Genomic DNA, 22,272 nt, shown 5'->3' with positions numbered 1-22,272 from the left:
CGTGTCCCCTTCCCACGCGCCGCCCGGTGCGCCGCGTCGTGTCCCACGCTAGGGCGGGCCTCTGACAACGGCCCTTCGCCCTCCACCCGCCCTGCCTCGGCCGTTGTCAGCGCCGCTTGCTACAACTTGCAGGCACATCGGACGCAGTAGACGGGCGAGGACGGCGGGAACATGAGCTACGCGAGGCATCTGCGGGAGTCGTACGGACTGCCCGTCTTCGACTTCCCCGGGCCCGACGACGAGAAGGGCACGGACGGGCTGCCCGAGGCGGACGCCGTCGCATGGCGGGTCTCCTGCGACACCTACGACGCGGAGGAGAGCTGGCCCGAGGCGTTCGCCCGGTTCACCGCGGCGGTCGACACGACCCGCGTCCGGGCACTCGTCGTCGGCGCGTGGGAGGAGGCATACGACAGCGGGCCCGAGGGGATCTTCGCCGCGCTCCTGGCCGCCCGCCCGCAGCTGCCCGCCCTGCGGGCCCTGTTCCTGGGGGACATGGAATCGGAGGAGTGCGAGATCTCCTGGATCAACCAGGGCGACGTCGGCCCGCTCCTGGACGGCTTCCCGGATCTGGAGGAGTTCGGGGTCCGCGGCGGCAGCGGCCTCGTCATCCCGCCCTTCACCCAGCAGCGGCTGCGCTCGCTCACCGTGCAGACCGGCGGCATGCCCGCCCGGGCCGTGCGCAACGTCGCCGCCAGCGGCCTGCCCGCCCTGCAGCACCTCGACCTCTGGCTCGGCACGGCGAACTACGGCGGGGACTGCGAACTGTCCGACCTGGAACCCTTCCTGGGCGGCGACCTTCTGCCGAGCCTGCGTCACCTCGGCCTGCGCAACAGCGACATCCAGGACGAGATCGCCACCGCCATGGCCTGCGCCCCCGTCGTCGCCCGGCTGGAGACCCTCGACCTGTCCATGGGCGTCCTCACCGACCAGGGCGGCGCCGCGCTGCTCGGCGGCCAGCCCCTCACCCACCTGGCCGCGCTCGACCTCCACCACAACTACCTCAGCGAGCCACTGAAGCAGCGCTTCCGGGACACCCTGGAGAGCGCCGGCGTGCGGCTGGACCTCCGCCGGGGCCGCGCCGACGAGGACGAGTGGGACGGCCGCGTCTGGCGCTTCGTCGCCGTCGGCGAGTAGCGCGGCGGCCATGACGGAGCACACGCCCCCGCGCTGGGCGGTCGTCGGCAACCCGGAGAACCGCCGCGTCGACCTGTTCACCCGGGCCGTCCGCGACGCCGGGCTGCCCGCGCCCCGCATCGTGCCCTGGACCTCCGTCCTGCGCGAGGGCGGCGCCGTCTTCGCCCCCGACGAGCTCGTACGCCTCGACTCGCCGGGAGAGAACGCCGAGGTGGACCGGGTCCTGCGCGGTCTGGACGACCCCACCCGCGTGGAAGGCGGCGCCCGCTGGTACGCCCGGTTCACCGCAGCCGTGCGGAGCCTCACCGGCGGGATACGCCTCGACGACCCCGACGAGCTGGCCGTCCTCTTCGACAAGCGGACCTGCCACCGCACCCTGGACGACGCCGGGGTGCCCGTACCCCGGTCCCCGACCTCCGGGAGCGGCCCACCGGTGCGCGGCTGGGACGACCTGCGCGCCCTCATGGACGCGCACGGCATGCCCCGCGTGTTCGTGAAACCCGCCCACGGCTCCTCCGCGTCCGGCGTCGTCGCCGTCGAGACGGCCGGCGGGGGCCGCATCCGGGCCACCACCCCGGTCGAGGCGGCCGAGGACGGACGCCTGCACAACTCGCTGCGGGTGCGCCGCCTCACCAGCGAGCGGGAGACCGCCGCGCTGGTCGACGCACTCGCCCCCGACGGACTGCACGTCGAACGCTGGTGGCCCAAGGCCTCCCTCGCAGGCCGCGCGGCCGACCTGCGCGTCGTCGTCGTGGCCGGCCGGGCCACCCACGCCGTGGTCCGCACCAGCCGCTCGCCCATGACCAACCTCCACCTCGGCGGGAGCCGCGGCGACCTGTCCGCCGTCATCGAGGCCGCGGGGCCCCGCTGGGCCGATGCCCTGGAGATCTGCGAAAGGGCGGCTGCCTGCTTCCCCGGCACCCTGTGCGTCGGCGTCGACCTGCTGCCCGGCGTCGGCTGGCGGCGGTTCGCCGTCGCGGAGGTCAACGCCTTCGGCGACCTGCTGCCCGGCCTGACCGGCCTGCCGGGCAGCGGAGCCGAGGGCCTCGACACGTACGCCGCCCAGGTCGCCGCCGCACTGCCGTACGCCCGCAACAGCGCACGCCTGCACCCCGAACCCCCGCACCGCACCCCCCGGCACCCCGCACACCTGCACCACCACCCGAGGAACCACCACCGTGCACCAGCCTGAGACCGGCCCGCCGAACGAGCCCGACATGAACGAGGTCGTCGGCCGCGACGACCTGCTCCTGCTCACCCTCGACACGCTGCGCCACGACGTGGCCGTAGAACTGGCCGCTGCCGGACGCATCCCGCACCTGGCCCGCCACCTGCCCGGCGGCGCCTGGGAGGAGCGGCACGCCCCGGGCAGTTTCACCTACGCCTCCCACCAGGCGATGTTCGCCGGGTTCCTGCCCACCCCGGCCGTACCGGGACCCCATCCGAGGCTGTTCGCCGCGCGCTTCGCCGGCAGCGAGACCACCGCCGGGCGCACCTACGTCTTCGACACCCCCGACCTGGTCTCCGGTCTGGCCGCGGCCGGCTACCGCACCGTGTGCGTGGGCGGCGTCGGCTTCTTCAACAAGCAGGGCGCGCTGGGCGGCGTACTGCCCGCCATGTTCCAGGAGAGCCACTGGGAGCCGGAGTTCGGCGTGGCGTCCCCGACCTCCTTCGAGGCGCAGGTCGAGCGGGCCGAGCAGATCATCGGCTCCCTCCCGGCGGCGCAGCGCCTGTTCCTGTTCCTCAACGCGTCCGCGCTGCACCAGCCCAACTGGTTCCATCTGCCCGGCGCCACCCGGGAGGCGGGGGACAGCCGCGCCACCCACGCCGCCGCCCTGGAGTACATCGACCGCCACATCGGCCGGCTCTTCGCCGCGATGAGCTCGCGCCGCCGCTGCTTCGCCATCGTCTGCTCCGACCACGGCACGACCTACGGCGAGGACGGCTACACCGGCCACCGCCTCGCCCACGAGGCCGTGTGGACCGTGCCGTACGCCCACTTCTTCCTGGAGCCGTCCGCATGACCGCCTCCGCGCCGGCCACCGCCCCCGCTGCCCCTGTCCCTGCCGCCCCCCTGGAGGCGGTCACCGGCCCCCGCGTACGCCCCTACCAGAGCTACGTCTACGCCTACCCGCACAAGACCGCGTACCGTCCGCTGCCCGAGCGGCCCGCCCTGCGCGACCTGTGGCGCGGCGAGGACAAGAGCGCGCTCTCCCTCTACCTCCACATACCGTTCTGCGAGGTCCGCTGCGGCTTCTGCAACCTCTTCACGCGCATCGGCGCGCCCGACGGCCTCACCGGCCGCTACCTCGACGCCCTCGACCGTCAGGCCGCAGCCGTCCGCGAGGCCCTCGACGCCGACGACCGCGGCGGCCCCGCCCGGTTCGCCAACGCCGCGTTCGGCGGCGGCACACCGACCTTCCTCACCGCCGACGAGCTGACCCGGCTCTGCGACATCGCCGAGCGGCGCATGGGCGCGGACCTGCGGGCCGTCCCCCTGTCCGTCGAGACCTCGCCCGCCACAGCGACCGCCGACCGGCTCGCCGTCCTCGCCGAGCGCGGGGCCACCCGCGTCAGCATCGGCGTCCAGAGCTTCGTCGACGCCGAGGCACGGGCCGCCGTGCGCCCCCAGCGCCGCGCCGACGTGGAGGCCGCGCTCGGCCGGATCCGCGCGGCCCGCATCCCGGTCCTGAACATCGACCTCATCTACGGCATCGACGGCCAGAGCCCCGCCACCTGGCGCGCCTCCCTCGACGCCGCTCTCGCCTGGGAGCCCGAGGAGCTGTACCTCTACCCGCTGTACGTCCGCCCGCTCACCGGCCTCGCCCGGCGCACCGCGCACACCGACACCGAGTGGGACGAGCAGCGCCTGGACCTCTACCGGCAGGGCCGCGACCACCTCCTGTCCCACGGCTACGAACAGGTGTCGATGCGCATGTTCCGCCGGACCGGAACCGCCCCGCAGGGACCCGAGGACCACGCCTGCCAGACGGACGGCATGATCGGCCTCGGCTGCGGTGCCCGCTCCTACACCTCCGCCCTGCACTACTCCTTCGACTACGCCGTCGACATGGGCGAGATCCGGACGATCATCGACGGGTACACGGCCACCGAGGACTTCGGCCGCGCCGTCCACGGCAGGCGCGTGGGCGGCGGCGAGGCGCGCCGCCGCCACCTCCTCCAGTCCCTCCTCCAGGCCCGGGGGATGCCGCTCGCCGACTACCGCGAGCGCTTCGGCGCCGACCCGCACGAGGACTTCCCCGCCGAACTCGCCGCCTTCGCCGCCCGCGGATGGCTCGAAGACGCCGGGACGGCGGGCGAGGAGCTGCGCCTGACCCCGGAGGGGCTCGCCCACTCCGACGCCCTGGGCCCGGCGCTGTTCTCACCGGCCGTCCGGGCCGCCATGGCCGCCTACGATCCGAAGTAGCCGCCGTGGACCTCACGATCCTGTACCGCGGCCCGCTCGCCTCCTGCGACTACGACTGCCCGTACTGTCCCTTCGCGAAGCGCCGCGACAGCCCCGACCTGCTGCGCGGCGACCGGGCGGCCCTCGACCGCTTCACCGCGTGGGCGGCGGCGCAGCGGGGCGACCGGCTCTCGATCCTGTTCACCCCCTGGGGGGAGGGCCTGGTCCGCTCCTGGTACCGCCGCGCCCTCGTGGACCTCTCGCACCAGCCGCACGTCGCACGCGTCGCGATCCAGACCAACCTCAGCTGCCGGACCGACTGGCTCGCCGCGGCCGATCCGGCCACCGTGGCCCTGTGGTGCACGTACCATCCCGGCCAGACGCCCTACGAACGCTTCCTGTCGAAGGTCGGGGACCTGGCCGACCGGGGCATCCGCCACAGCGTGGGCATCGTCGGCCTGCCCGAAAACCTGCCCCACGCGCGGCGGCTGCGCGCAGACCTGCCCGAGCACGTCTACCTGTGGGCCAACGCCGCCGAGGGCCACACCTACACCGACGCCGAGGCGGACGAGTGGACCGTCCTGGACCCGCTCTTCCCGTACAGCCGCCGTCCCCACCGGTCGGCCGGACTGCCGTGCCGCACGGGGGAGTCGGTCATCTCGGTGGACGGCGGGGGCACGGTCCGCCGCTGCCACTTCGTCCGCGCCGAGCTCGGCAACCTCTACGACGGCTCCTACCGGGCCGCCCTGTCCCCCCGCCGCTGTCCCCTGGCCGTCTGCGACTGCCACATCGGCTACGTCCACCTGGAGACCCTCCCCCTCTACGACGTCTTCGCCGGCGGCGTCCTCGAGCGCATCCCGCAGGCCTCCCCCACCACGCTCCAGGTCTCGGGGGGCTACGGTCGTACCCATCAACTGCAGCGACGCGCAGGACAGTTGCCGACAGCCCTGTCCGAGGCCGCTCCCAACGCCAAGGAAGTCACATGAGCAAGCACTTCGACGTGGTCGTACTCGGCGCCGGACCCGGCGGCTACGTGGCCGCCGTCCGGGCCGCCCAGCTGGGCAGGCGGGTCGCGGTCGTCGAGGAGAGGTACTGGGGCGGTGTGTGCCTGAACGTGGGCTGCATCCCGACCAAGGCGCTGCTGCGCAACGCCGAACTCGCCCACATCTTCCAGCACGAGGCCAAGACCTTCGGCATCACCGTCGACGGCACGGTCTCCTTCGACTACGGCGAGGCGTTCCGCCGCAGCCGCACGGTCGCGGACGGCCGCGTCAAGGGCGTCCACTACCTGATGAAGAAGAACGGGATCACCGAGTTCGACGGCCGGGGCACCTTCCTCGACGCGCACACCCTCCAGGTCGCCGGGGCGGACGGCAGCGTCGAGACGGTCTCCTTCGACAGCTGCATCATCGCCACCGGAGCCACCCCGCGCCTGCTGCCCGGCACCGCCCGCAGCGAGCGCGTGGTGACGTACGAGGAGCAGATCCTCGCCGAGGACGTGCCGCAGTCGATCGTCATCGCCGGCGCGGGCGCCATCGGCATCGAGTTCGCCTACGTGCTGCACAACTACGGTGTGAAGGTCACCGTCGTCGAGTTCCTGGACCGCATCGCCCCGCTGGAGGACGAGGACGTCTCCAAGGAGCTGGCCAAGCAGTACCGCAAGCTCGGCATCGACGTGCTCACCTCGACCCGCGTCGAGTCGATCGACGAATCCGGCCCCCGGGTCCGGGTCACCGTCACCGGCAAGGACGGCGCGCAGAGGGTCCTGGAGGCCGACAAGGTCCTGCAGGCGATCGGTTTTGCGCCGAACGTCTCGGGCTACGGCCTGGAGAACACCGGCGTCGCCCTCACCGAGCGCGGGGCCATCGAGGTCGACGGCCGCTGCCGGACCTCCGTGCCGCACCTCTACGCGATCGGCGACGTGACCGCGAAGCTGATGCTCGCGCACACCGCCGAGGCCATGGGTGTCGTCGCCGCCGAGACCATCGCGGACGCCGAGACGATGGAGCTCGACTACCCGATGATCCCGCGCGCCACCTACTGCCAGCCGCAGATCGCCAGTTTCGGCTGGACGGAGCAGCAGGCCCGGGACAAGGGGTACGAGGTCAAGGTCGCGAAGTTCCCCTTCAGCGCGAACGGCAAGGCGCACGGCCTCGGCGACTCCACCGGCTTCGTGAAGATCGTCGCCGACGCGAAGTACGGCGAGATCATCGGCGCCCACCTGATCGGACCGGACGTCACCGAGCTGCTGCCCGAGCTGACCCTGGCCCAGCAGTGGGACCTGACGGTCCACGAGGTGGCGCGCAACATCCACGCGCACCCGACGCTGGGCGAGGCCGTGAAGGAAGCGATCCACGGCATTTCCGGACACATGATCAACTTCTAGGGCCGGTCACCGGCCCGCTTCGGCGGCTACTCCCAGTCGTCCCACGGCGGCTCCGTCTCGTCGAAGTCGAAGGGCGGCTCCTCGGCGTGGGGCGCCGCCGCGGCCCGGGCCGCCGGCACGGGCGCCGAGGACGCCGCGGGGGCGGGTACGGGAGCACCGGCGGGCACGGGAGCACCGGCGGGTACGGGAGCACCGGCGGGAGCACCGGCCGTCGCGCCGCAGTCGGCCAGGGTGTCGAGGACGCCCTGGCCGTACTTGGTGAGCTTGGCCTCGCCGACGCCGCCGATCTCGGCCAGCTCCTCCACCGTGGCGGGCAGCCGGGTCGCGATCTCGCGCAGCGTCGCGTCGTGGAAGACGACGTACGCCGGTACGCCCTGCTCCCGCGCGGTTGCCGCCCGCCAGGCGCGCAGGGCCAGGAAGACCGGTTCGGCCGCGGCAGGCAGGTCGACCGGCACCCGGGCACCCTTCCCGGAGCGGGACCCGGACTCCTTGCGGGGCGCGGCCACGACAGCCTTCTCCTTGCGCATCGAGACGCTGCGGCGTCCTGCCAGCACCTCGCCGCTGTCGTCCGTGAGGACGAGCGTGCCGTAGTCGCCCTCCACCGCCAGCAGGCGCAGCGCCAGCAGCTGGCGGACCACCCCGCGCCACTCCGCGGTGCTCAGGTCCGCTCCGACGCCGAACACCGACAGCGCGTCGTGGTCGAACTGGATGACCTTGGCGGTCTTCTTGCCCTGAAGGATGTCGATGATCTGGCCGGCCCCGAACTTCTGGCGCCGCTCCTTCGCCAGCCTCCACACCGTGGACAGCAGTTTCTGCGCGGCGACCGTGCCGTCCCAGGACTCGGCCGGCGTCAGACACGTGTCGCAGTTGCCGCACGGCTCGCCCGACTGGCCGAAGTACTCCAGCAGCCGCGTGCGGCGGCAGTCGACCGTCTCGCACAGCGCGAGCATGGCGTCCAGGTGCATGCCGAGCGACCGGCGGCGGGCCTCGTCGCCCTCGGAGCCGTCGATGAGCTTGCGCTGCTGGACCACGTCCTGCAGGCCGTAGGCCAGCCAGGCGGTGGCCGGCTCGCCGTCGCGCCCGGCGCGGCCGGTCTCCTGGTAGTAGCCCTCGACCGACTTGGGCAGGTCCAGGTGGGCGACGAAACGCACGTCCGGCTTGTCGATGCCCATGCCGAAGGCGATCGTGGCCACCACCACGACCCCGTCCTCCCGCAGGAAGCGCGCCTGGTTCTCGGCGCGCGTGCGGGCGTCCATGCCGGCGTGGTACGCCACGGCGTCGATGCCCTGCTCGACCAGGAAGGCCGCGGTCTTCTCCACCGAGGACCGCGAGAGGCAGTAGACGACCCCTGCGTCCCCGTCGTGCTCGGTGCGGATCAGCTCCAGCAGCTGCTTGAGCGGGTTGTTCTTCGCGACGATGCGGTACTGGATGTTGGGCCGGTCGAAGCTGGCCACGAAGTGCCGCGCGTCATCCAGCCCGAGCCGCGCCACGATCTCGGCGTGGGTGGCCTCGGTGGCCGTCGCGGTCAGCGCGATCCGCGGCACCTTCGGCCACCGCTCGTGCAGCATGGACAGGGCCAGGTAGTCGGGCCGGAAGTCGTGGCCCCACTGGGCCACGCAGTGCGCCTCGTCGATCGCGAAGAGCGAGACCCTGCCCCGGTCGAGCAGCCGCTGCGCGCTCTCGGTGCGCAGCCGCTCGGGGGCCAGGTAGAGCAGGTCCAGCTCGTCCGCGAGGAACGCCTGCTCGACGGCCTGCCGCTCGTACGGGTCCTGCGTCGAGTTGAGGAATCCGGCCCGTACCCCGAGGGCGGTGAGCGCGTTCACCTGGTCCTGCATCAGCGCGATGAGCGGCGAGATCACGACGCCCGTGCCTTCTCTGACGAGCGCGGGGATCTGGTAGCAGAGCGACTTGCCGCCGCCGGTCGGCATCAGCACGAGGGCGTCGCCGCCGCCGACGACCTGCTCGATGATCTCCTGCTGCTCACCGCGGAAGGAGCTGTAACCGAAGACGCGGTGCAGTACCTGCGCTGCGTCGGAGGTGTCGGGGGAAGCGTCCGGAAGGGCCATCCACGAAGCCTAACGGCACGCGCCGACGCCCCCGTCCCGCCCGCCCGAACCTGTGGACAACCTCTTGTCAAGCAACGAATAGCCGGGGCTACGGGGCCCGGCCCTCCCCGGGGCACGGTGGAAGCCGATCGTCCCGCGCCCGAGCGGGATCGGCACGACTCCCGGAACGGAGCCCTCGATGGACCGTCGTGCAGGCGTCCTCGTGACCCGGCGCCCCCTGCTCGTCCTGCTGGCCGCGCTCGCGTTCCTCGTCCTGTCCGTCGTGTTCGGGGCGGAGGCGACCGGCCGGCTCAAGTCGCAGGGGTACGACGACCCGCGGTCCGAGTCCAGCCGCGCCGCCCACATGGCGGCCGAGCACCTGGGGGCGTCCCCCAACCTGGTCCTCGTCGCCCAGGCCCGCGGCGGACACGTCGACGACCCGGCCGCCCGGCGCGAGGGCGAGGCCCTGACCGGGCGCCTCGCCGCGCAGCCGCACGTGAGCGCCGTGACCTCGTACTGGACCGGCGGCGCCGCGGAGCTGCGCAGCCGGGACGGCGGGGCGGCCATGCTGGTCGCCCACCTGGACGGCGAGGGGGAAGAGCTCGGGGCACGGGCCGAGCGGCTGCGCGACGAACTGACCACCCCGGACGGTGCCCCGCAGGGCCTCACGGTGCGGGTCGGCGGTACGGCGCTGGTCGACGCCGAACTCCAGGACATCGCGGAGTCCGACCTGAAGCGGGCCGAGTCCGTCGTCCTGCCGGGAACCCTGATCCTGCTCGTCCTGGTGTTCGGCAGCGTGGTGGCCGCCGCCCTGCCGCTGCTGATCGGGGTCCTGTCCATCGCCGGGACGCTGCTGGTCCTGAGCGTTCTGGGCGCCGTCACCGACGTCTCCGTGTTCGCGCTGAACCTCACCACGGCGCTCGGCCTGGGGCTGGGCATCGACTACGGGCTGCTGATCGTCTCGCGGTTCCGCGAGGAGCTCGCCGCCGGGTTCCGGCCGCGCAACGCGGCCATCCGGACCGTGCGCACCGCGGGCCACACGATCGGCTTCAGCGCCGCGACGGTCTCCGCCGCCCTCGCGACGCTGCTGGTCTTCCCCCCGTACTTCCTGCGCTCCTTCGCCTACGCGGGCATCGCCGTGGTGGCGATCGCCGCGGTGAGCGCCATGACCGTGCTGCCGGCCCTGCTGGCGCTGCTGGGACCGCGGGTGAACGCCTGGTCCGTGCCGTGGCGCCGCCGGGTACGGGACGGCGCGGGGTCGCCCTTCTGGGAGGGGCTGGCACGGATGGTCGTACGGCGCCCGCTGCTCGCGGCGCTGCCGGTGATCGGCCTGCTGGCGGTGCTCGCCGGGCCGTTCGCGCACGCCGGTTTCGCCACCCCCGACGACCGGGCGCTGCCGGTGAGCGCATCCAGCCGGCAGACCGGGGACCTGGTGCGCGGCGCGTTCGACATGAAGGGCTCCAGCGCCCTGACGGTCGTCATGACGGGTGCGGCGTCACCCGCGGAGCGCGAGGAGTACGCCCGGCGGCTGTCCGCGATCCCGCAGGTCGCCCAGGTCTCCCCCGTGGCGGGGCCGGTGGGCAGCGGCCCGGCCCGGCTGTCGGTGGTGCCGCGGGTCGACCCCCAGTCGCGCGCTGCCCAGCAGCTCGTCCACGACATCCGCAGGGCGCCCGCCCCGGCCGGCACCGACGTCCTGGTCGGCGGGCCGAGCGCGGTGCTGGTCGACGCGAAGGCCACGGTGCGCGACCGGCTGCCCCTGGCGCTGTCCGTGATCACCGTCACCACGTTCCTGCTGCTGCTCGGCTTCACGCGCAGCCTGCTGCTGCCGCTGAAGGCCATCGCGCTGAACGCGCTGAGCCTGGCGGCCGTGCTCGGGGCCATGGTGTGGATCTTCCAGTCGGGCCATCTGCACCAGCTGCTCGGCTTCACGCCCGGCCCGCTCAGCACCACCATGCCGGTCCTGCTGTTCTGCATCGTGTTCGGGCTCTCGGTGGACTACGAGGTGTTCGTCCTCGCGCGCATCAAAGAGGCGCACGAGGACGGGCAGGACAACGCCGCCTCGATCGTCTCGGGCATCGCCCACACGGGCGGCATCGTCACGACCGCCGGTGCGCTGCTCGCGTTCACCCTCCTGAGCTTCGGCACCTCGCGCGTCTCCCTCCTGCAGTTCTTCGGAATCGGCGCGGGCCTGGGCGTCCTCCTCGACGCCACGCTCGTGCGGGGCGTCCTGGTACCGGCGCTCATGCGCCTGGCGGGCGACCTGAACTGGTGGGCGCCGCGGCTGCTGCGGCGCAAGGAGCCGCCCCCGACCCCGCGGCCACCCCCGGCCGGCGCCGGGCGGTGCCCCCCGGCGCCGCGGCGCAGCGCCCCGGTCCGCACCGGCCTCTGCGCCCACGCCCCCGCGCGCCGCTGACCACCGGCGCGCAACCGCCACCCCGCACGGCTCGTACCCGCCCCCGCACACCCATCCCACCGACAAGGAAGACCCGTCATGTCTGACATCGCCATCACCGGACTCGGCTGCCGCTTTCCCGGAGCCCCCGACGTGCACGCCTACTGGCAGCTCCTCAAGAGCGGCGAACGGCAGTTCTCCGCCGTCCCGAGGGAACGCTGGAACCACGAGACCTTCCACGAGCCCGGCAACCGGTCGGCCCCCAACGCCGCGTACACCGACCAGGTGGCCTTCCTGGACGACGTGGACCGCTTCGACGCCCTGCACTACGGGGTGCCCCCGGCGCGCGCCCGGGCCATGGACCCGCAGCACCGGCTGGTGCTCGACGTGGCCCGCGAGGCCCTGGACGACGCGGGGCTTGGCCGCGGCGACTTCGACCGGGAGAACACCGGGGTCTTCCTCGGACTGTCGGTGTCGGACTACAAGGACCTCATGGCGGCCCCGATCCGGGCCATCACCCTGGCCGAGGAGTCCCTCGCCGCGGACGACCGGGACGGCCGCGACGCCGTCAGGGAGCGGGCGGCGCAGCTCGGCACCATCCAGAGCTTCACCCTGCCCGGAAGCCTGCTCAACATGGCGTCCGGCACCGTCAGCCGGCAGTTCGACCTCGGCGGCCCCAGCTTCGCCGTCGACGCCGCCTGCTCCGGCTCCCTGGTCGCCCTCGACCAGGCGGTGGCCCAGCTGCGGCAGGGCGCCTGCCGGATCGCCGTCGTCGGCGGGGTGTACCTGAACCTCACCCCCGACAGCCTGGTCGGCTTCTCCCGGCTCCGCGCCCTGTCCGCCAGCGGCGTGTGCCGCCCCTTCGACGAAGGGGCCGACGGCTTCGTGCTCGGCGAGGGCGCCGGCGTCGTCGTCATACGGCCGCTGGCCGACGCCCTCGCCGACGGCGACCGGGTCTACGCGGTGATCAAGGGCATCGGCTCGGCCAACGACGGCGCGTCGCCCGGGCCTCTCGTGCCCACCCCCGAGGGCCAGCTGCGCGCCATGCGCCGGGCCTACGACGACGCGGGGATCGCCCCGTCGGCCGTGGGGTTCATCGAGGCCCACGGCACCGGGACCGCGGTCGGGGACCGCGCCGAGGTCGAGGCGCTGCGCCGGCTGCGCACCGAGTACCCCGACGACGACCCCGCCCTGTGCTACCTCGCCTCGGGCAAGGCCCTCATCGGGCACTCGCTCTCGGCCGCGGGCATCGCCGGCCTGATCAAGACGTCCCTGGTCGTCCACCACGGCACGATCGTGCCGCAGCCGCAGACCACCCCCCACCCGGACCTGAACATCTCCGCCGCGGGCCTGCGCATCGCCGACAGCGCGCGGCCCTGGCCGAGAGGGGGCGGCCCGCGGCGCGCCGCCGTCAGCTCGTTCGGCTTCGGCGGCACCAACGTCCACGTGGTGCTGGAGGAGCAGCCCGCCCCGGCCGTGCGCCGGCCCGCGGTACGCACCGAACCCGCCGGACCCCACCTCGTCCTGCTCTCGGCCGGCAACCGCGAGCTGCTGGACCGGCACATCGGCGAGGTGCTCGACGCCCTGGACCGCACGCCCCGGGTGCCGCTCTCGGCGGTGGCCCACACCCTGGGTGCGCGCCGGACGCTGACGGCCCGGCTCGCGATCGTGGCCGCCGACACGGAGGAGTTCACCCAGCGGCTGCGCCGCGCCCGCCGGCAGCTCGCCGACGGCGCCGGCGGGGACCTGGGCGACGGCGCCGGGGGCGACCTCGGCGACGGGGCCTTCGCCGCCGAGGCCCCCCTGCCCGCCGAGCAGCGCCGCATCGCCTTCCTCTTCCCCGGTCAGGGAAGTCAGCGGCCGGGCATGATGCGGGACCTCTACGAGAGGTTCACCGGCTTCCGGACGGCCGTCGACGCCCTCGGCGCCGTGGCCCGGGCGGACGGCGGCCCCGACCCGGTCGGCCTGCTGTACGGCGGGGCGGTGCCCGGTCACGGCGGCGCCGAGGAGCTCGGGCAGCGGCTCGCCGCCACCGAGGTGTGCCAGCCGCTGCTCGGGACCGTCCAGATCGCCGCCACTCGCCTGCTCGCCGACTGCGGCATCGCTCCCGACCTCGCCCTCGGCCACAGCGTCGGGGAGTTCGCGGCGGCCGCGGCGGCCGGAGCGCTCACCGGCGAGGACACCGTCCGGCTCCTGGTCCGGCGGGGGGAGGCCCTGCGGCAGGCCGGGACGGGCGCCGGGGGCGGGATGCTCGCCGTGCAGAGCGACGAGGAGACCTGCCGCCGGATCGTCGACGGCATCGACGACGTGTGGCCCGCCTGCTTCAACCAGCAGCGCCAGGTCGTGGTCAGCGGCACGGACCGCGGGCTGGCCGCCGTCCGGCGGGCCTGCGCCGACGCGGGGATCGTCACCGCGGCGCTCGACGTGTCCCAGCCCTTCCACTCACCGCTGCTGGCCGGGGCCGAGGAACCGATGCGCGCGGGCCTCGCCCACCACCGGATCGCCGTCCCCGTCCTGCCGTTCGTCTCGTCGGTGAACGCCGCCCTGTGCACCGACCCCGACGAGCTGCGCGAGCTGTGGGTGCGGCACGCGTCCGCGCCGGTCCGGTTCAGCGATGCCGTACGCACCGCCTACGACCAGGGGGCCCGGGTCTTCGTCCAGGTGACCGGCGGCAGTTCGCTGCTCAGCTCGGTCCGCCGCGGCCTGACCGGCCACGGCGACGTGCACGTCGTCCCCGCCACGGGCGCGGCGCCGGACCACGGGCGCGACTTCGTCCTGGCCCTGGCCCGGCTCGCGGTCCTGGGCGCCCCGGTCGACCCGCGCGCCCTCGTTCCCCGGGAGGACCGGCAGCTGCTGGATCTGCCGGTGGCGAAGCTCGACACCCAGTCCTACTGGGTCTCCGGCCGCCGCCCCCCGCAGAAGGACACCTCCGCCGCACCCCTCCCCCACCGGCCCGCACCGTCCGAGGAGACCCCGATGGACCAGCCCGTGAACCACCCCGTGAACGAACTGCTCGAGCTGGCCCGGCAGCAGGTGGCGCTGCTGACCCGCCTCGCCGGGACGCTCCCGGGCCCCGCTGCCCCGGCCCTCACCGTGGGCCCCGTGGCTCCCGCGGCTCCCACTGCCCCCGCGGCCCCCGTGATCTCCCTGGCCCCCGTGGCCCCCGTGGCCCCCGTCGAGCCGCCCGCTCCCGCCCCTCCCGCCGAGCCGCCCGCCGCTCCCGCGCCGGCCGGCGGGGAGCCGTCGCCGACCCGCGGGGAGCCGTCGCCGACCGGCGGCCTCGACGAGGTCACCGGCGCCGTGCTCGCGCACGTGTCCCGGATCAGCGCGTTCCCGGTGGGCCACCTGCGCGAGGACCAGCTCCTGATCGACGAGCTCGGTTTCGACTCGCTGATGCTGACGGACCTGTTCACCTCCCTCACGCGGCAGTGGCCGCAGTGGACGTTCGACGAGCGGGCCGCCGACCGGCCGACCGCAGGGAAGATCGCCGCGATGATCGCAACGGGCTCCGCGGACGCCGTCCCGGCAGCCGTCCCCGCACAGCGCGCCGAGCACGGCGACGAGGCCCCGCACGGTCCGGAGCCGGCCCCCGCCGCCGCTCCGCTCCCCGAGGAGCACACGCGGATCGAATGCTTCCCGGAGGTGACCGCGCACGCCGAGCGCCTCGCCGCGCTCTGCGAAACGGGGCTGACGAACCCGTACTTCCTCGTCCACGAGGGCGCGATGACCGACACGACCCGCATCGACGGCCGCGAGCTCCTCTCCTTCTCCAGCTACAACTACCTGGGCATGGCGACGCACCCCCGGGTGAACGAGGCGGCCAAGGAGGCGGTCGACCGCTACGGGACGTCGGTGTCCGCCAGCCGGCTGCTGTCCGGCAGCCGTCCGCTCCACCTGGAGCTCGACGAGGAACTCGCCGGCCTGCTCGGATGCGAGGCCGCGCTCACCCTGGCCAACGGGCACGCCACCAACGTGACCGTGATCGGCCACCTCGTCGGGCCCGGGGACCTGGTCGTCCACGACTCCCTGGCGCACGACAGCATCCTCCAGGGGTGCAAGCTCTCCGGGGCGACCCGGCGGCCCTTCCCCCACAACGACGCGGCCGCCCTCGACGCCCTCCTCACACAGGTCCGCCACCAGTACCGGCGGGTGCTCGTCGTCATCGAGGGGGTGTACAGCATGGACGGCGACATCGCCGACCTGCCCGCCCTCGTCGAGGTCAAGCGCCGGCACGGCGCGCTGCTGATGATCGACGAGGCGCACAGCATCGGAACGATCGGCGCGACGGGCCGCGGCATCGGCGAGCACTGCGGCATCGACCGCTCGGCGGTGGAACTGTGGTCGGGCACGCTGTCCAAGGCCCTCGCCGGCTGCGGCGGCTACGTGGCCGGGAGCCGCTCCGTCATCGAGTACCTGCGCTACACCGTTCCGGGCTTCGTCTTCAGCGCCGGCATGACCCCGGCCGACGCCGCCGCCTGTCTCACGGCCGTGCGCGTCCTGCGGGACGAGCCGGAGCGCGTGGCCCGGCTCGCCGAGAACGCCACCCTGTTCGTCCGCCTCGCACGCGAAGCGGGCCTCGACATCGGGGACAGCCGCGACACGGCGATCGTCCCGTGCATCGTCGGGGACTCGCTGAAGACCCTGCAGCTCGCGCAGGCCCTGTTCCGGCAGGGCATCAGCGTCAATCCGATCCTCTACCCGGCCGTGCCCGAGGAGATGGCCCGGCTGCGCTTCTTCCTCACCTGTGACCACACGCCCGACCAGATCCGGTACGCCGTCACCGCGCTGGAGCGCGAGCTGCGGCGCCTGGACCCGGTCCCGGCCGCCGCCTGACGGGCCCCGGCGCCATGCACACCGCACGCACCGCACCTGCCGCCTTCCAGCCGATCGCGCCGGACCGCGTCCACCGATGGGGCGGAGCCCGCCTCATCGTGGCCCGGCGCGCCGACCTCCTGCGCGCACCGCTGCTCTCACCGGCGGAGCAGCGGGTGGTCCGGTCGCTGCCGGCCTGGCGGCGGGCCGAGTGGGAGGCCGGCCGCCTGCTCGCCAAGCGCCTGGTCGGCGAACTCGTCGCCGCGCCCGCGCAGGAGGTGGAGATCCTGCCCCGTGACGACGGCAGCCCGTGCGCCGTCGTCGGCGGCAGCCCGGTGCCCGGCGTACACCTCTCCCTCAGCCACACCGTGCGCCACGTCGCCGCGGCCCTCGCTCCGGAACCGGTCGGGGTGGACCTGTGCGAGACCTCCTCGGCCGCCACGGTCCGGCGCGTCGCGGACCATGCCCTGTCCGCCCGTGAGCTCGCCCTCATCGGCACGGACCGGCCCGATGCCCTGGCCGGGGCCTGGGCCCTGAAGGAAGCCGCGGTCAAGGCCGACCGGAGCGGCATCTTCGGGCCCGCTGCGCGCCGCGTCGAGATCCTGGGCCTGCGGCCGCCCCTCCTCGGCGGAGCGCGCCGGGCGATGCTGTGGCGGGCGGGCGACGCGGCCCTGGCGCTCGTCCTGGCGCACCGTGCCGCACCGGCGCGGGAGCACTGCGTTGGTGCTCCCAGCCCCGCCGGATGATGCTTGTCAGTGGAGCCCCTGGCCGTGCAGGTTGCCGCGATACGGCGGCAAGGAACTAGCGAGGGTGAGATGACCGACGCCTCCCATGAGCCGGCCTACACGGCCACGGCCACCCTCAGCGAGGAGGGCGTCGTGACCGAGTGGAGCGAGGATGCCGCTCGGCTGCTCGGCTACGTGCCCTCCGAAGTGCTGGGGCTGCCCGCCGACCGCCTGCTCGCGGACGACGCCGGGGACACGGCGTGGCGGATGCCCCCCGGGCAGGACCGGTGGAGCGGCACGGTGGCGCTGCGGCACCGCGACGGCCGTCGGCTGGAGCTGGGGCTGCTCGCGCACCGCTGGACGTCCACCGGCGGGTCGGCCAAGTGGTTCGTGGTGTCCGCCGTACCCGGCGGGCCCGGCGAGCCCCGCACGTCCTGGGGCGAACCGCTGGAGCAGTGGGCGTTCAGCCAGTCCCCCTGCTTCCTGGCGGTGTTCGACGCGGACCTGCGGCTGGTGCGGGCCAACGCCGGCATGGAGCGCACCCTGTCCCTCACCGAAGCCGAGATGCGGGGGCTGCGCCTGCCGGAGATCGCGCCGGATCCGGTGAGCGACGAGACGGAGCGCAGGATGCGCCTGGTGCTCGAGACCGGTGAGCCCCAGTACGCGCAGGCTTTCGTGCGCCCGACGGGTGCGAGCACGGAGCACGGCTGGGCGACCTCGCTGGCCCCGCTGCGGGACCCGGACGGCCGGGTGCACGGGGTGTGCCTGGCCGCGCACGACCGGACCGGGATCGAGGGTGATCGCCAGCTGATGCTCCTGCCCGACGACGCCGGCGCCCGCATCGGCACCACCATGGACGTCGCCCGCACCACGCAGGAACTCGCCGACGCCGCCGTCCCCCGGTTCGCCGACTTCGCCGTGGTCGACCTGCTGGAGCCGCCGCCGCGCGGCGAGGAGCCGTCCACCGGCCCGGTGGCGGGGCCGGTGACCGTGTCGCGCAGCGCAGCGCGGTCGGTCCTCGAAGGGAGCCCGGAGTCCCGGGTCACGGTGGGCGACACGACGGTGTATCCGCCGCTGTCCCCGCCCGTCGAGTGTCTGGCCGCGGGCCGTGGCGCCGTGTACGCGACGAGCGACCCGGCCATCGCCCGCTGGGCGGCCGAGGATCCCGGGGCCGCCTGGATCGGGGAGTACGGGACCCACTCGATGATGGTGGTGCCGCTGCGGGCCGCCGGCGCCGCGGTCGGTCTGGCCCTCTTCGGCCGCCACCAGCGCGCGGAGCCCTTCCAGCCGGAGGACCTGTGGCTGGCCCAGGAGCTGGCGACCAGGGCGGCCGTCAGCATCCGCAAGGCGCGCCGGTACACCCGGGAGCACACCAGCACCATGACGCTGCAGCGCAGCCTGCTCCCGCGGACGCTGCCCGCCCATCCGGCGCTCGAGACCGCCTCGCGCTACCTGCCCGCCGGGACCGACGCGGGGGTCGGCGGCGACTGGTTCGACGTGATCCCGCTGTCCGGCGCCCGGGTGGCCCTGGTCGTCGGCGATGTCGTCGGCCACGGCATGCGCGCCGCGGCCACCATGGGCCGGCTGCGCACGGCGGTACGGACGCTGGCGGATGTCGACCTGCCCCCCGACGAGCTGCTCACCCACCTCGACGACCTGATCATCCACCTGGCCGCCGACGAGGCCGACCGGGATCCCGCCGGGGAGGCCGCCGGGGGCATCGGCACCACCTGCCTGTACGTGGTCTACGACCCGGTCACCCGGCACTGCACGGTCGCGCGGGCCGGCCACCCGCCGCCGGTCGTGGTCTCCCCGGAGGGCTCCGTCTACCTCCTCGACGTCCCGGCCGGGCCGCCGCTGGGCCTGGGGGGCCTGCCCTTCGAGACCATCGAGGTGGACCTCCCCGAGGGCAGCGTCCTCGCCCTGTACACCGACGGTCTGCTGCAGGCCCGCGACCACGACATCGACGACGCCCTGGACGACATGTTCGGGGCCCTGTCGCTCCCGGCCTCCACGCTGGACACGGTCTGCGACCGCGTGCTGACGGCAATGCTGACCCACCCGCCCGAGGACGACGTCGCCCTGCTCGTGGCGCGGACCCGGGCCCTGCACGCCGACCGGGTCGTCGTGTGGGACCTGTCGCCCGATCCCTCCGTCGTCGCCAGCGCCCGTCGCCACACCACCGACCAGCTGACGGCCTGGGGGCTGGACGAGGCCGCCTTCGTCACCGAGCTCGTGGTCAGCGAACTGGTCACCAACGCCATCCGCTACGGCCAGCCGCCGATCCAGCTCCGGCTGATCCACGAGAACAGCACGCTGATCTGCGAGGTCTCCGACTCCAGCAACACCGCGCCGCACCTGCGGCGCGCCCGGACCTTCGACGAGGGCGGGCGCGGCCTGCTGCTGGTCGCCCAGCTCGCCCAGCGCTGGGGCACGCGGCACGCCCCGATCGGCAAGACCATCTGGGCCGAGCAGTCGCTCGTCGGGTTCGGAGGGCTCGGGTAGTGGGGGTGCGGGCGTGTCGTGTGACACGCCTGTGACAGTCGGCGGACAGCCTCATGAAGGACCGCGAGGAAGCTCTTTATCAGGGACAAACAGCGACATTCGCCAATAAGTCCCCTGCTTCCGAGGGCGTGAGCAGTGATGACCGAACCGATCCGTCGGAGGAAATCATGAGCCTCACCCTCATCGCGCCGCACGCCGAAGCCCCCGCACCCGCGCTGGCCCCGCGTGAGGAGGAAGCCCTCCGGCACATCGCCGCAGGCTGCACCTACCTCCAGACGGCCCGCAACATGGGGCTCTCCAAGCACACGGTCGACGCCTACCTCCGCCGCATCCGCGCCAAGCTGGGCATCAACACCACGGCGGAAATGACCCGGCTGGCCGTCTCCCTGGGGCTGTGAGCCCCCGCCCCCACCGGCCCTAAGGACCTCCGAAGACCGCTCTGGCCCAGGCCGGAGGCTCCGGTGGGGGCACCGGGTTCCGTGAGGTCCCGGGATGCGGGGGATCGACCGGGAAGGACGCAGCAGCGCCGTGGGCGGCACCGTTCCCGGTGGCGGCGCGCAGGGCCGCCACGAATTCCAGGCAGGAGCCGTAACGGTCCTCGGGGACCTTGGCCAGGGCCTTTCCCATCACCTCGTCTGCGGCACGCGCGACATCCGGCCTCCTCTCCGTCAGGAGAGGGGGCTGGTCGTATTGGTGCGCCCACAGCAGCGCCGCGGCGTCGTCGCGCTCGAAGGGCGGCCCTCCGGCGAGGGTTTCGTAGACGACGCAGGCGAGGCTGTAGAGGTCGCACCTGCCGTCCACCGGGCGGCCGGAGATCTGTTCCGGCGCCATGTAGTCGAGGGTGCCGACGAACTCGCCCGTGGTGGTGAACCCGGTGAGCGAGAGCGCCTTCTTCGTCAGGCCGAAGTCCGTGAGGTAGACGTGCTCGGGGTGCTCGCTGTCGGTCCCCGCGGCGACCAGGATGTTGCCGGGCTTGACGTCCCGGTGCACCAGGTCGTGCTCGTGGGCCGCATCCAGGGCGGAGGCCACCTGGGCGGCGATGCGCAGGGCGGTCGCGACGGGCAGCGGGCCGTCCCGGTCCAGCAGTGCGCGCAGGTCCAGGCCGGACACGTACCGCATCGCGATGTACAGGACGCCGTGCGTCTCGCCGGCTTCGAAGATGGGCACGATGTGCGGATGGTCGATCGACGCGGCCACCCGCGATTCGTGGGTGAAGCGGCGCCGGAAGGTCTCGTCGCGGGCCCGCTCCGGGGCGATCAGCTTGAGCGCGACCGTACGGTCCAGGCGCAGGTCCTTGGCGCAGTAGACGACGGCCATTCCGCCGCGGCCGAGCATCCGCTCGACCCGGTAGCCCGCGATCTGCTTCCCGATCAGGGCGGAGGGCCGGCCCGTGTAGCTGCTCAGGTTCGGTGCCGTCATGCCGACCCCGTCCTCGCTCGTCCGTGACCAGCCGTACCAAGAAGTCTATCGATCGATGCACACGCGTGCCCGTCACCCGCCGCGAGGACGGGTGACGGGTCAGGGGCGCTCCCCGGGCCGGCGGGCATCACCAGTCGTCGCCGCCGTTGCCGCCCCGGCCGCCCTGGCCGCTGGTCTGGCACCCGATGCCGACGCAGATGCCGCCGGCGCCACCGTCGCCGCCGCGGCCGCCGTCGCCGCCGGCCGGCGCCGTGCCGCCGTTGCCGCCGTTGCCCCCGTTGACGCTGCCGTTGCACACCCCGGCGCAGACCCCGCCGTTGCCGCCGCCCCGGCCGCTGCCCCCGCCGGCCTGGCCGTTGGCACCGGCGCCGCCGTTGGCGCTGCCGTTGCACAGGCCCGCGCAGACCCCGCCGTTGCCGCCGTTGGTCCCGTTGACCGATCCGTTGCAGTTGCCCGCGCAGACCCGGTCCCCGACGCGGACGCTGCCGTTGCCGATGGTGACCTTGCCGAACGAGCCCCCGCCGAACCGGCCGCCGCCCCCCTGACCGTCACCGGCGCCGTACGCGGGGCTGTGCTGCTGGCCGGCGAAGGTCGCGACGGCCTGGCTCGAGGGGGCCGGCGCGGCCATGGCGGCGGGTGTCATCGCACCGGCACCGAGCAGGGTCGTCGAGACGACGAGACCGAGACGGAACTTCCAAGAGCGTCGCGTGCGCATGGGTTTCTCCCTTGCCGATGAATCGGATTCGAGGAACGGGCCGGCGGATGGTCCGCCGGCCCGTCGTGCCTCAGGTGGAGGCGGGGCCTCAGCTGGAGGCGGGGTCGAGGCGGGGCCTCGGGTCGAGGCACTGCCTCAGGTCGAGGTGAGGTCACTTCCCATCAGGGCGAACCAGTCGCCGTCGACGTACTGCCGCTTCCAGGTGTCGAGCTGCTCCTGCGAGATGTCGTACTTCTTGGCGATCTTCTCCTTCGTCTCGTCCGAGTCGTCGGCCAGCAGGATCAGCACGATGCGCACCTTGTCCACCACCGTCAGTTCCGACTTGGGCTTGTCGGGCAGGTCGTCGAACCCGAGGAGGCAACCCACTCGGCCGGGCTTGCCGGGCTCGCCCGGCTCGCCGGGCCGGCCGCCCTTGCCGCCCTCGCCGCCCTTCCCACCCTTTCCGCCCTCGCCGCCCCCCAGGCAGTGGGCGGGCTGCTCGGACACGGACGCCGAGCCGAAGCCGGTCGGGGCGTGGTGGGCCGACGCCTGCGCAGCGCAGGCCGAACCGGTGACCAGAGCGAAGGAGACCGCGGCCAGGACGAGCGGACGCTGCCAGGAAATCGTGAACATGGGGTTCTCCGTTGGTGTGATCAAGAAGGGTGGGGGTGGGGGGAGGGGGGGGGGGGGGCGGGGGGCGCCCCCCCCCGGGGCGGGGGGGGCGGGGGGTAACAAGGGGCCCCCCCCCCGGCGG

Annotated in this window: 15 protein-coding genes; 11 read left to right on the top strand and 4 right to left on the bottom strand. The window is 73.9% G+C overall.

The window, feature by feature from the left end:
- Nucleotides 1-171 precede the first annotated feature (171 nt).
- Genes AB0D44_RS09955 through lpdA form a run of 6 tightly spaced genes read left to right on the top strand, consistent with a single transcriptional unit; the run spans nucleotide 172 to nucleotide 6,926 of the window.
- The gene (locus tag AB0D44_RS09955; protein ID WP_362587166.1) at nucleotides 172-1,134 is read left to right on the top strand and encodes an STM4015 family protein; all 963 of its coding nucleotides are present in this window, start codon (nucleotides 172-174) and stop codon (nucleotides 1,132-1,134) included.
- A 10-nt stretch (nucleotides 1,135-1,144) separates the two neighbouring features.
- Complete coding sequence (locus tag AB0D44_RS09950) at nucleotides 1,145-2,326, top strand: STM4014 family protein (RefSeq protein WP_362587163.1); 1,182 nt, start codon at nucleotides 1,145-1,147, stop codon at nucleotides 2,324-2,326.
- Between the two features lie 25 nt (nucleotides 2,327-2,351).
- Nucleotides 2,352-3,158, top strand: a complete 807-nt coding sequence (locus AB0D44_RS09945) for an STM4013/SEN3800 family hydrolase (protein WP_362587205.1) — start codon at nucleotides 2,352-2,354, stop codon at nucleotides 3,156-3,158.
- Entirely contained in the window at nucleotides 3,155-4,561 is a 1,407-nt protein-coding gene (locus AB0D44_RS09940; RefSeq protein WP_362587159.1) for an STM4012 family radical SAM protein, read from the top strand. The genes AB0D44_RS09945 and AB0D44_RS09940 overlap by 4 nt, the downstream gene beginning before the upstream one ends.
- 5 nt (nucleotides 4,562-4,566) lie before the next feature.
- Nucleotides 4,567-5,526 carry an STM4011 family radical SAM protein gene (locus AB0D44_RS09935; protein ID WP_362587156.1) on the top strand — a complete coding sequence of 320 codons (960 nt, stop codon included), beginning with the start codon at nucleotides 4,567-4,569 and terminating at the stop codon, nucleotides 5,524-5,526.
- A complete protein-coding gene (gene lpdA, locus AB0D44_RS09930; protein ID WP_362587153.1) occupies nucleotides 5,523-6,926 on the top strand; it encodes a dihydrolipoyl dehydrogenase in 1,404 nt (467 codons plus the stop codon). The genes AB0D44_RS09935 and lpdA overlap by 4 nt, the downstream gene beginning before the upstream one ends.
- 26 nt (nucleotides 6,927-6,952) lie before the next feature.
- On the opposite strand, the gene recQ is transcribed toward lpdA, so the two are convergent.
- Complete coding sequence (gene recQ / locus AB0D44_RS09925) at nucleotides 6,953-8,992, bottom strand: DNA helicase RecQ (RefSeq protein ID WP_362587151.1); 2,040 nt, start codon at nucleotides 8,990-8,992, stop codon at nucleotides 6,953-6,955.
- A gap of 178 nt (nucleotides 8,993-9,170) precedes the next feature.
- Here recQ and AB0D44_RS09920 point away from each other — a divergent pair, with 178 nt between their 5' ends.
- The 5 genes from AB0D44_RS09920 (at nucleotide 9,171) to AB0D44_RS09900 (ending at nucleotide 19,803) form a co-directional block, all read left to right on the top strand.
- A complete protein-coding gene (locus AB0D44_RS09920; RefSeq protein ID WP_362587148.1) occupies nucleotides 9,171-11,384 on the top strand; it encodes an MMPL family transporter in 2,214 nt (737 codons plus the stop codon).
- Between the two features lie 78 nt (nucleotides 11,385-11,462).
- Nucleotides 11,463-16,196 carry an aminotransferase class I/II-fold pyridoxal phosphate-dependent enzyme gene (locus tag AB0D44_RS09915; RefSeq protein ID WP_362587145.1) on the top strand — a complete coding sequence of 1,578 codons (4,734 nt, stop codon included), beginning with the start codon at nucleotides 11,463-11,465 and terminating at the stop codon, nucleotides 16,194-16,196.
- 14 nt (nucleotides 16,197-16,210) lie between these two features.
- On the top strand, nucleotides 16,211-16,921 hold the full coding sequence (locus tag AB0D44_RS09910; RefSeq protein ID WP_362587142.1) for a 4'-phosphopantetheinyl transferase superfamily protein: 711 nt from the start codon (nucleotides 16,211-16,213) through the stop codon (nucleotides 16,919-16,921).
- Nucleotides 16,922-16,990: 69 nt separating this feature from the next.
- A complete protein-coding gene (locus tag AB0D44_RS09905; protein WP_362587139.1) occupies nucleotides 16,991-19,405 on the top strand; it encodes a SpoIIE family protein phosphatase in 2,415 nt (804 codons plus the stop codon).
- A gap of 167 nt (nucleotides 19,406-19,572) precedes the next feature.
- Complete coding sequence (locus AB0D44_RS09900) at nucleotides 19,573-19,803, top strand: LuxR C-terminal-related transcriptional regulator (protein ID WP_362587136.1); 231 nt, start codon at nucleotides 19,573-19,575, stop codon at nucleotides 19,801-19,803.
- 19 nt (nucleotides 19,804-19,822) lie between these two features.
- Here the strand turns inward: AB0D44_RS09900 and AB0D44_RS09895 are convergent, their stop codons facing one another.
- The 3 genes from AB0D44_RS09895 to AB0D44_RS09885 form a co-directional block, all read right to left on the bottom strand.
- The gene (locus AB0D44_RS09895) at nucleotides 19,823-20,824 is read right to left on the bottom strand and encodes a serine/threonine-protein kinase (RefSeq protein ID WP_362587133.1); all 1,002 of its coding nucleotides are present in this window, start codon (nucleotides 20,822-20,824) and stop codon (nucleotides 19,823-19,825) included.
- A 127-nt stretch (nucleotides 20,825-20,951) separates the two neighbouring features.
- Nucleotides 20,952-21,539 carry a hypothetical protein gene (locus tag AB0D44_RS09890; protein ID WP_362587130.1) on the bottom strand — a complete coding sequence of 196 codons (588 nt, stop codon included), beginning with the start codon at nucleotides 21,537-21,539 and terminating at the stop codon, nucleotides 20,952-20,954.
- A 135-nt stretch (nucleotides 21,540-21,674) separates the two neighbouring features.
- Nucleotides 21,675-22,151 carry a hypothetical protein gene (locus AB0D44_RS09885; protein ID WP_362587127.1) on the bottom strand — a complete coding sequence of 159 codons (477 nt, stop codon included), beginning with the start codon at nucleotides 22,149-22,151 and terminating at the stop codon, nucleotides 21,675-21,677.
- Nucleotides 22,152-22,272: the final 121 nt, after the last annotated feature.

This window comes from Streptomyces sp. NPDC048349 (assembly GCF_040651925.1).
In the GTDB taxonomy this organism is placed as follows: domain Bacteria; phylum Actinomycetota; class Actinomycetes; order Streptomycetales; family Streptomycetaceae; genus Streptomyces.
This window is presented reverse-complemented; position numbering and strand designations above follow the sequence as displayed.

Coding starts and splice junctions, on each gene's coding strand:
- AB0D44_RS09905 (WP_362587139.1), top strand. CDS start 16,991: ATGACCGACGCCTCCCATGAGCCGGCCTACACGGCCACGGCCACCCTC.
- AB0D44_RS09895 (WP_362587133.1), bottom strand. CDS start 20,824: ATGACGGCACCGAACCTGAGCAGCTACACGGGCCGGCCCTCCGCCCTG.
- AB0D44_RS09940 (WP_362587159.1), top strand. CDS start 3,155: ATGACCGCCTCCGCGCCGGCCACCGCCCCCGCTGCCCCTGTCCCTGCC.
- AB0D44_RS09890 (WP_362587130.1), bottom strand. CDS start 21,539: ATGCGCACGCGACGCTCTTGGAAGTTCCGTCTCGGTCTCGTCGTCTCG.
- AB0D44_RS09945 (WP_362587205.1), top strand. CDS start 2,352: ATGAACGAGGTCGTCGGCCGCGACGACCTGCTCCTGCTCACCCTCGAC.
- AB0D44_RS09885 (WP_362587127.1), bottom strand. CDS start 22,151: ATGTTCACGATTTCCTGGCAGCGTCCGCTCGTCCTGGCCGCGGTCTCC.
- AB0D44_RS09920 (WP_362587148.1), top strand. CDS start 9,171: ATGGACCGTCGTGCAGGCGTCCTCGTGACCCGGCGCCCCCTGCTCGTC.
- AB0D44_RS09900 (WP_362587136.1), top strand. CDS start 19,573: ATGAGCCTCACCCTCATCGCGCCGCACGCCGAAGCCCCCGCACCCGCG.
- AB0D44_RS09950 (WP_362587163.1), top strand. CDS start 1,145: ATGACGGAGCACACGCCCCCGCGCTGGGCGGTCGTCGGCAACCCGGAG.
- recQ (WP_362587151.1), bottom strand. CDS start 8,992: ATGGCCCTTCCGGACGCTTCCCCCGACACCTCCGACGCAGCGCAGGTA.
- lpdA (WP_362587153.1), top strand. CDS start 5,523: ATGAGCAAGCACTTCGACGTGGTCGTACTCGGCGCCGGACCCGGCGGC.
- AB0D44_RS09915 (WP_362587145.1), top strand. CDS start 11,463: ATGTCTGACATCGCCATCACCGGACTCGGCTGCCGCTTTCCCGGAGCC.
- AB0D44_RS09955 (WP_362587166.1), top strand. CDS start 172: ATGAGCTACGCGAGGCATCTGCGGGAGTCGTACGGACTGCCCGTCTTC.
- AB0D44_RS09910 (WP_362587142.1), top strand. CDS start 16,211: ATGCACACCGCACGCACCGCACCTGCCGCCTTCCAGCCGATCGCGCCG.